General features: G+C 69.0%; 6 protein-coding genes. 1 reads left to right on the top strand and 5 read right to left on the bottom strand.

Translation table 11 applies throughout. From position 1 onward, the window contains the following. From trpD to ACFV5N_RS23635, 5 genes are all read right to left on the bottom strand, one after another. Positions 1-818 (bottom strand): anthranilate phosphoribosyltransferase (trpD, locus tag ACFV5N_RS23655; protein ID WP_385603327.1); only part of this gene is annotated, 818 nt, incomplete at its 3' end. 120 nt (positions 819-938) lie between these two features. Then, positions 939-2,594, bottom strand: a complete 1,656-nt coding sequence (locus ACFV5N_RS23650) for a cytochrome bc complex cytochrome b subunit (RefSeq protein WP_385603324.1) — start codon at positions 2,592-2,594, stop codon at positions 939-941. Further along, complete coding sequence (locus tag ACFV5N_RS23645; protein ID WP_385603321.1) at positions 2,591-3,667, bottom strand: Rieske 2Fe-2S domain-containing protein; 1,077 nt, start codon at positions 3,665-3,667, stop codon at positions 2,591-2,593. The genes ACFV5N_RS23650 and ACFV5N_RS23645 overlap by 4 nt, the downstream gene beginning before the upstream one ends. After that, positions 3,664-4,473 carry a c-type cytochrome gene (locus tag ACFV5N_RS23640; protein ID WP_385603318.1) on the bottom strand — a complete coding sequence of 270 codons (810 nt, stop codon included), beginning with the start codon at positions 4,471-4,473 and terminating at the stop codon, positions 3,664-3,666. The genes ACFV5N_RS23645 and ACFV5N_RS23640 overlap by 4 nt, the downstream gene beginning before the upstream one ends. Positions 4,474-4,548: 75 nt before the next feature. Beyond that, positions 4,549-5,166, bottom strand: coding sequence for a heme-copper oxidase subunit III (locus ACFV5N_RS23635; RefSeq protein ID WP_026047419.1), 618 nt, complete (start codon positions 5,164-5,166; stop codon positions 4,549-4,551). Positions 5,167-5,335: 169 nt separating this feature from the next. On the opposite strand from ACFV5N_RS23635, the gene ACFV5N_RS23630 reads away from it, so the two are divergent. After that, positions 5,336-5,737: a hypothetical protein gene (locus ACFV5N_RS23630; protein ID WP_385603314.1), complete on the top strand. Its 402-nt coding sequence runs from the start codon at positions 5,336-5,338 to the stop codon at positions 5,735-5,737. Positions 5,738-5,803 lie beyond the last annotated feature (66 nt).

Genomic DNA, 5,803 nt, shown 5'->3' with positions numbered 1-5,803 from the left:
ACCGGCACCAGCTCGATGCCCATCTCGCGCGGGTCGAACGTCTCCCTGCGCACCGTCTTGTCCCGGACGACCCAGACGGTGGAGGTGGCGGTGGTGGTCAGCTCGTCCAGCCCGTCGTCGCCGCGGAACAGCAGCGCCGAACTGCCGCGCTCGGCCAGCACTCCGGCCATGATCGGCGCCATCCGGGCATCGGCCACACCGGTGGCCTGGGCGGCCACCCGGGCCGGATTGGTCAGCGGGCCCAGGAAGTTGAAGGCGGTGGCCACCCCCAGTTCGCGGCGGGCCGCCGCCACGTGCCGCAGCGCGGGGTGGAAGGCGGCGGCGAAGCAGAAGGTGATGCCCGCCTCCTCGGCCACCTCGGCCACCCGCTCGGGGGAGAGCGTCAGATTGACGCCCAGCTTCTCCAGGACGTCCGATGCCCCGCTGGCGCTGGACGCGGCGCGGTTGCCGTGCTTGACGACCTTCGCCCCGGTCCCGGCCACCACGATGGCCGACATGGTGGAGATGTTGACGGTCCTGGCCCGGTCGCCGCCGGTGCCGACGATGTCGACGGTGGGGCCGGGGATGTCGATGAGCCGGGCGTGCGCGTACATCGCGCGGACCAGACCGGTGATCTCCTCCACCGTCTCGCCCTTGGCGCGCAGCGCCACCGCGAAGCCGGCGATCTGCGCGCCGGTGGCCTCGCCGCGCATGATGCGGTCCATCGCCCAGGCGGTGTCCCCGGCGTCGAGGTCCTTTCCGGCGATCAGGGAGGTGAGCAGTTCCGGCCAGCTGCGGGCCGCCGCGGCGTCGTCACCGACGGGGGGCACAGTGCTCATGGCTCACCTCTGGGGATCCGGGGATCTTCTGCGGCGAAGCCTAGCCTGCCCCCGCACACGCCCGGAGCCCCCGTCCGATGATCGGACGGGGGCTCCGGGCGTGCTGTCGAGGGCGGTGGCTCAGTGGTGGCCGTGACCCTCGGTGATCTCGCGGTACTCCTCGGCGGTCGGCTTGGCGATCTGGCCGCTCTCGCCGAAGTAGCCCCGGCTGACCTTCACCCGCAGCTTCTCGATGAGGCCCACCTTGTTGCGCACGCCGTTCTCGTCCGTGGCGGGCGGCAGCTCGGCCGGCCGGTACTGGTCGTGCGCGGTGAGGGTGTGCAGCTGCTCGCGGGACAGCGGCTCGTGCACCTCGATGAACTCACCGTGCGGCAGCTTCTTGATCACACCGGACTCGCGACCGTGCAGCACCTTCTCCTTGTCCCGGCGCTGAAGGCCCAGACAGACCCGGCGGGTGGCCCAGAAGACCAGGACCGGCAGGACGAAGAAGGAGACCCGGCAGATCCAGGTGATCGTGTTGATCGACAGGTCGAACTTCAGCGCGATCACGTCGTTGCCACCGGCCACCAGGGCGACCAGGTACCAGCTGATCCACGCCACACCGAACGCGGTACGCGTCGGCGCGTTGCGCGGGCGCTCCGCGATGTGGTGCTCGCGCCGGTCCTTGGTGACCCAGTTCTCGAAGAACGGGTACAGCGCGAGGACGATCAGCATGGTCGGGAAGACCGCGAGCGGTACCAGCAGACCGAAGTTCAGCGTGTAGCCGCCCGGGATCACCCACTCCCAGCCGGGCATCATGCGCACCAGGCCCTCGGAGAAGCCCAGATACCAGTCCGGCTGCGCGTTGGAGGTGATCTGGTCGGGCCGGTAGGGACCGAGCACCCACACCCCGTTGATGGTGGTGGTGGCGGCGATGATCGTGATCACGCCGAAGACCAGGAAGAAGAACCCGCCGGCCTTCGCCATGTACACCGGGAACAGCGGGTAGCCCACCACGTTGGTGTTCTTCCGGCCGGGTCCGGCGTAGTGCGTGTGCTTGTGGTACACGATCAGGATCAGGTGGGCGACCACCAGCGCCGCCATGATGCCGGGCAGCAGCAGCACGTGCGCGATGAAGAACCTCGGGATGATGTCCGTACCGGGGAACTCCCCGCCGAACACGAACATCTGGAGGTAGGTGCCGACGATCGGCACCGACAGGATCGCGCCCTCCATGAAGCGGATACCGACACCGGAGAGCAGGTCGTCCGGCAGCGAGTAACCGGTCAGACCGGTCACCAGCGCCAGCACGAACAGCAGGAAGCCGAAGACCCAGTTGATCTCACGCGGCTTGCGGAAGGCGCCGGTGAAGAACACCCGCATCATGTGCATGAAGATGCCGACCACGAAGATCAGCGCGGCCCAGTGGTGGATCTGCCGCACGAGCAGACCACCGCGCACCTCGAAGCTGATGTCCAGTGTCGAGGCGTACGCCTCGGACATCAGCACCCCGTTCATGGGGCCGTAGGAGCCGTGGTACTCGACCTCCGCCATGCTCGGCACGAAGAACAGCGTCAGATAGACGCCGGTCGCGATGAGGATGATGAAGGCGTAGAGGCAGACCTCGCCCAGCAGGAAGGACCAGTGGTCCGGGAAGATCTTGCGCAGGTTGGCCTTGGCCAGGGAGTAGATCCCCAGCCGGCCGTCCGCCCAGTCGGCGATGCGCTCGCCGGCGGGCGCCTTGCCCCGCGAGGACGATGCCTCCGGAGCCTCGGCGGTCTTGGTTGCCGTACTCATCCGCGCTCCCAGAAGCTCGGGCCGGGGGGCTCCTCGAAGTCACCGAGGGCTTCGAGATAACCGTCGTCGTTCACCGTGATACGCAGCTGCGGCAGCGGGTGGCCCGCCGGGCCGAACAGCACCCGGGCCCCGTCGGACAGGTCGAACGTCGACTGGTGGCAGGGGCACAGCGCGTGGTGGGTCTGCTGCTCGTACAGGGTGGCCGGGCAACCGATGTGCGTGCAGATCTTGGAGAAGCACAGGATGCCCTCGTGGCCCCACTCGGCCGACTTCGGGTCCTTGATGTCCTTCGGCTCCAGGCGGACCAGCATGACCGCGGCCTTGGCGATCTCGACCAGGAAGTCGTGATCGTGCGGGTCGAGCCCTTCCGGCATCGCCTGGGTGAGCGAACCGACGGTGATGTCCTCGGGCCGCAGCGGCTGCATGGTGTTCTCGTTGATGATCAGCGAGCCGGCTTTCCACTTCGAGTGGCGCAGCTTGTCGCCGGGCAGCGGACCGAGGTCGCGCAGCAGCACCACACCGGAGAGCGGTACCAGGGCCAGCGCGCCGAAGAGCGTGGTGCGCACCAGCTTCCGGCGGCCGAACTGCGATTCCTTGGTGCCGGCCGCGAAGTCCGCCAGGACCTGGGCCTTGACCTCGGGGGCGGCCTGGATCGGGTGGCGCTCGTCGACCATCTCCTCGTCCGACATCAGCGTGCGGGCCCAGTGGACCGCGCCGGCGCCGATGCAGAACAGGGCCAGGCCCAGCGTCAGACCGAGGGCGAAGTTCAGCCCGCTGATGTGGCCGAAGGGCCAGATGTAGACGATCTTGTCGATCGGGATGGCCACGTAGGAGGCGATGAAGCCGATCGTGGCGAGCATGGACACCGTGAACAGCAGGGCGACGGTGCGCTCGGACCGCTTGGCGGCCCGCTCGTCGATGTCCTGCCTGCGATGTTCGTGCGGCGGCAGGCCGGGGTCGGCGAACGGGTCGTCCGCCGGGGCCACCTCGCCGTGTCCCTGCTCACTGGGCAGGTGTTCGTCAGACACGTTGTTGTCGGTGTTCCGGGAGTCGTTGTCGTCGGGATTGCTCATGACTTCTTCGCCTTCGCGCTGCGGGCGGCGATCCACACGGCCACGGCGATGAGCATGCCGATGCCGATGGTCCAGGCGAAGAAGCCCTCACCGACCGGGCCGTAGCCACCCAGGCTCAGACCGCCGGGGTTGGGCGACTCGGAGGTGTTGGTCGCGTCCAGCCAGGCGATGATGTCGCGCTTGGCGTCCTCGGGGAGCACCCCGTCGGGGAAGGACGGCATGTTCTGCGGGCCGGTCAGCATGGCCTCGTAGATGTGCCTGGGGTTCACGTCGGCCAGGTTGGGGGCGAACTTGCCGTGCGTCAGGGCGCCGCCCTGGCCGGTGTAGTTGTGGCACTGCGAGCAGTTGGTACGGAAGAGTTCGCCACCGCGCGCCGGGTCGCCGCCGGCCGGGTCGTAGGCCTCGGCCTCCGGCACCGCCGGGCCGGGGCCCAGGGAGGCGATGTACGCGGCGAGCTGGTCGATCTCGGCCTGGTCGTAGACGGTGGGCTTGACCACGGCCTGCGGGCCGGGCTGCGCCATGGGCATCCGGCCGGTGCCCACCTGGAAGTCGACGGCCGCGGCACCGACACCCACCAGGGACGGACCGCCGGTACCGCCCTGGCCGCCCGCGCCGTGGCAGCTGGAGCAGCCCACGTCGTAGAGCTTCTTGCCCTCCTCGATGGCGAGGGACTGGGCCGAGTCCTCGGCCTTTGCCTCACCTGAGGGAGCCAGTACGGCGTACAGCCCCCCGGTGACCGCCAGCGCGAAGATGAGGACGACGAGCGCAGCCAGCGGATGGCGCCGTCGTGCGGAGAGCTTTTTCACGGATTACCCCGGTGTCAGGATCTGCTGCGTCGGTGCTTGAGGTGTGCGTCGGAGCGCGTCCGGTGCGGCGACCGGCTACTTGATCAGGTAGATCGTGGCGAAGAGGCCGATCCAGACGACATCCACGAAGTGCCAGTAGTACGACACGACGATGGCCGACGTGGCCTGCTCATGGGTGAACCGCCGCGCCGCGTAGGTCCGTCCCAGGACCAGCAGGAAGGCGATCAGTCCGCCCAGCACGTGGAGGCCGTGGAAGCCGGTGGTGAGGTAGAAGGCGGACCCGTAGGGGTCGGAGGACAGGGAGATGCCCTCGTGCACCAGTTCCACGTACTCCGTCACCTGGCCGCCGATGAAGATCGCGCCCATGACGAAGGTGACCACGAACCACAGGCGCAGCTTCTTGACGTCACCGCGCTCGGCGGCGAACACGCCGAGCTGGCACGCCAGGGAAGAGAGCACCAGGATCGTGGTGTTGCCCAGCGCGAAGGGGACGTTGAGCGTGTCCGCCTTATCCGTCCAGAACTCGGCTCCCATCACCGATCGCAGGGTGAAGTACATCGCGAAGAGCGCCGCGAAGAACATCAGCTCGGAACTCAGCCAGATGACGGTTCCGACGCTGACGACATTCGGCCTGTTGACCGAGGGGTGTGCGCGCCCGGTTTCTACTGCTGTTGCTGTCGCCACGCCCGACATTATGTCGGTCGCTTATCCGGGGCTTAGCCGGGGGGTGCCATTCGGTGTGTCCAAGCGGTATGTCCAGCAACGACGCGGCACCACACCCGGGTCCGCGACCCCTGCCGCCCGGCGGTGGGGACGGAGTAGCATCCGGGCCACGCTACCCGTCCATTCACGCGGAGGAACGATGCAGGAGACCGCAACGGTGCTGGTCTACAGCGACGACGCGAACACCCGCGAACAGGTACGTCTGGCGGCCGGTCGCCGCCCCGCCGCGGATGCGCCGGCGGTCGAGTATGTGGAGTGCGCCACCCTGCCCGCGGTGCTGTCCCAGCTGGAGCGGGGCGGGATCGATGTGTGTGTGCTGGACGGCGAGGCCGTCCCGGCGGGCGGGATGGGGGTGTGCCGGCAGATCAAGGACGAGATCTTCGACTGTCCGCCGGTGCTGCTGCTGATCGGCCGGCCGCAGGACGCCTGGCTGGCGACCTGGAGCCGGGCGGAGGCGGCCGTCCCCCACCCGGTGGACCCGGCTCAGCTGGCGGACGCCCTGGCGGCCCTGCTGCGCTCGCGGCTGCCCGCCGTCGCCTGAACCGGCTCCTCCCCCGGCGCGGGCCGGGGGAGGAGCCGTGCGGGCGGCCACGGGCCCGTCCCGGCC

This window comes from Streptomyces sp. NPDC059853, assembly GCF_042731495.1.
In the GTDB taxonomy this organism is placed as follows: Bacteria; Actinomycetota; Actinomycetes; order Streptomycetales; family Streptomycetaceae; genus Streptomyces.
Note: the sequence above shows the minus strand (reverse complement) of the source record. Positions and strands in the feature narration are given on the sequence as shown.

What these genes read in the sequence shown, in the direction of transcription:
- ACFV5N_RS23650 (WP_385603324.1), bottom strand. Translation starts at nt 2,594, where the DNA reads ATGAGTACGGCAACCAAGACCGCCGAGGCTCCGGAGGCATCGTCCTCG.
- ACFV5N_RS23645 (WP_385603321.1), bottom strand. Translation starts at nt 3,667, where the DNA reads ATGAGCAATCCCGACGACAACGACTCCCGGAACACCGACAACAACGTG.
- ACFV5N_RS23635 (WP_026047419.1), bottom strand. Translation starts at nt 5,166, where the DNA reads ATGTCGGGCGTGGCGACAGCAACAGCAGTAGAAACCGGGCGCGCACAC.
- ACFV5N_RS23630 (WP_385603314.1), top strand. Translation starts at nt 5,336, where the DNA reads ATGCAGGAGACCGCAACGGTGCTGGTCTACAGCGACGACGCGAACACC.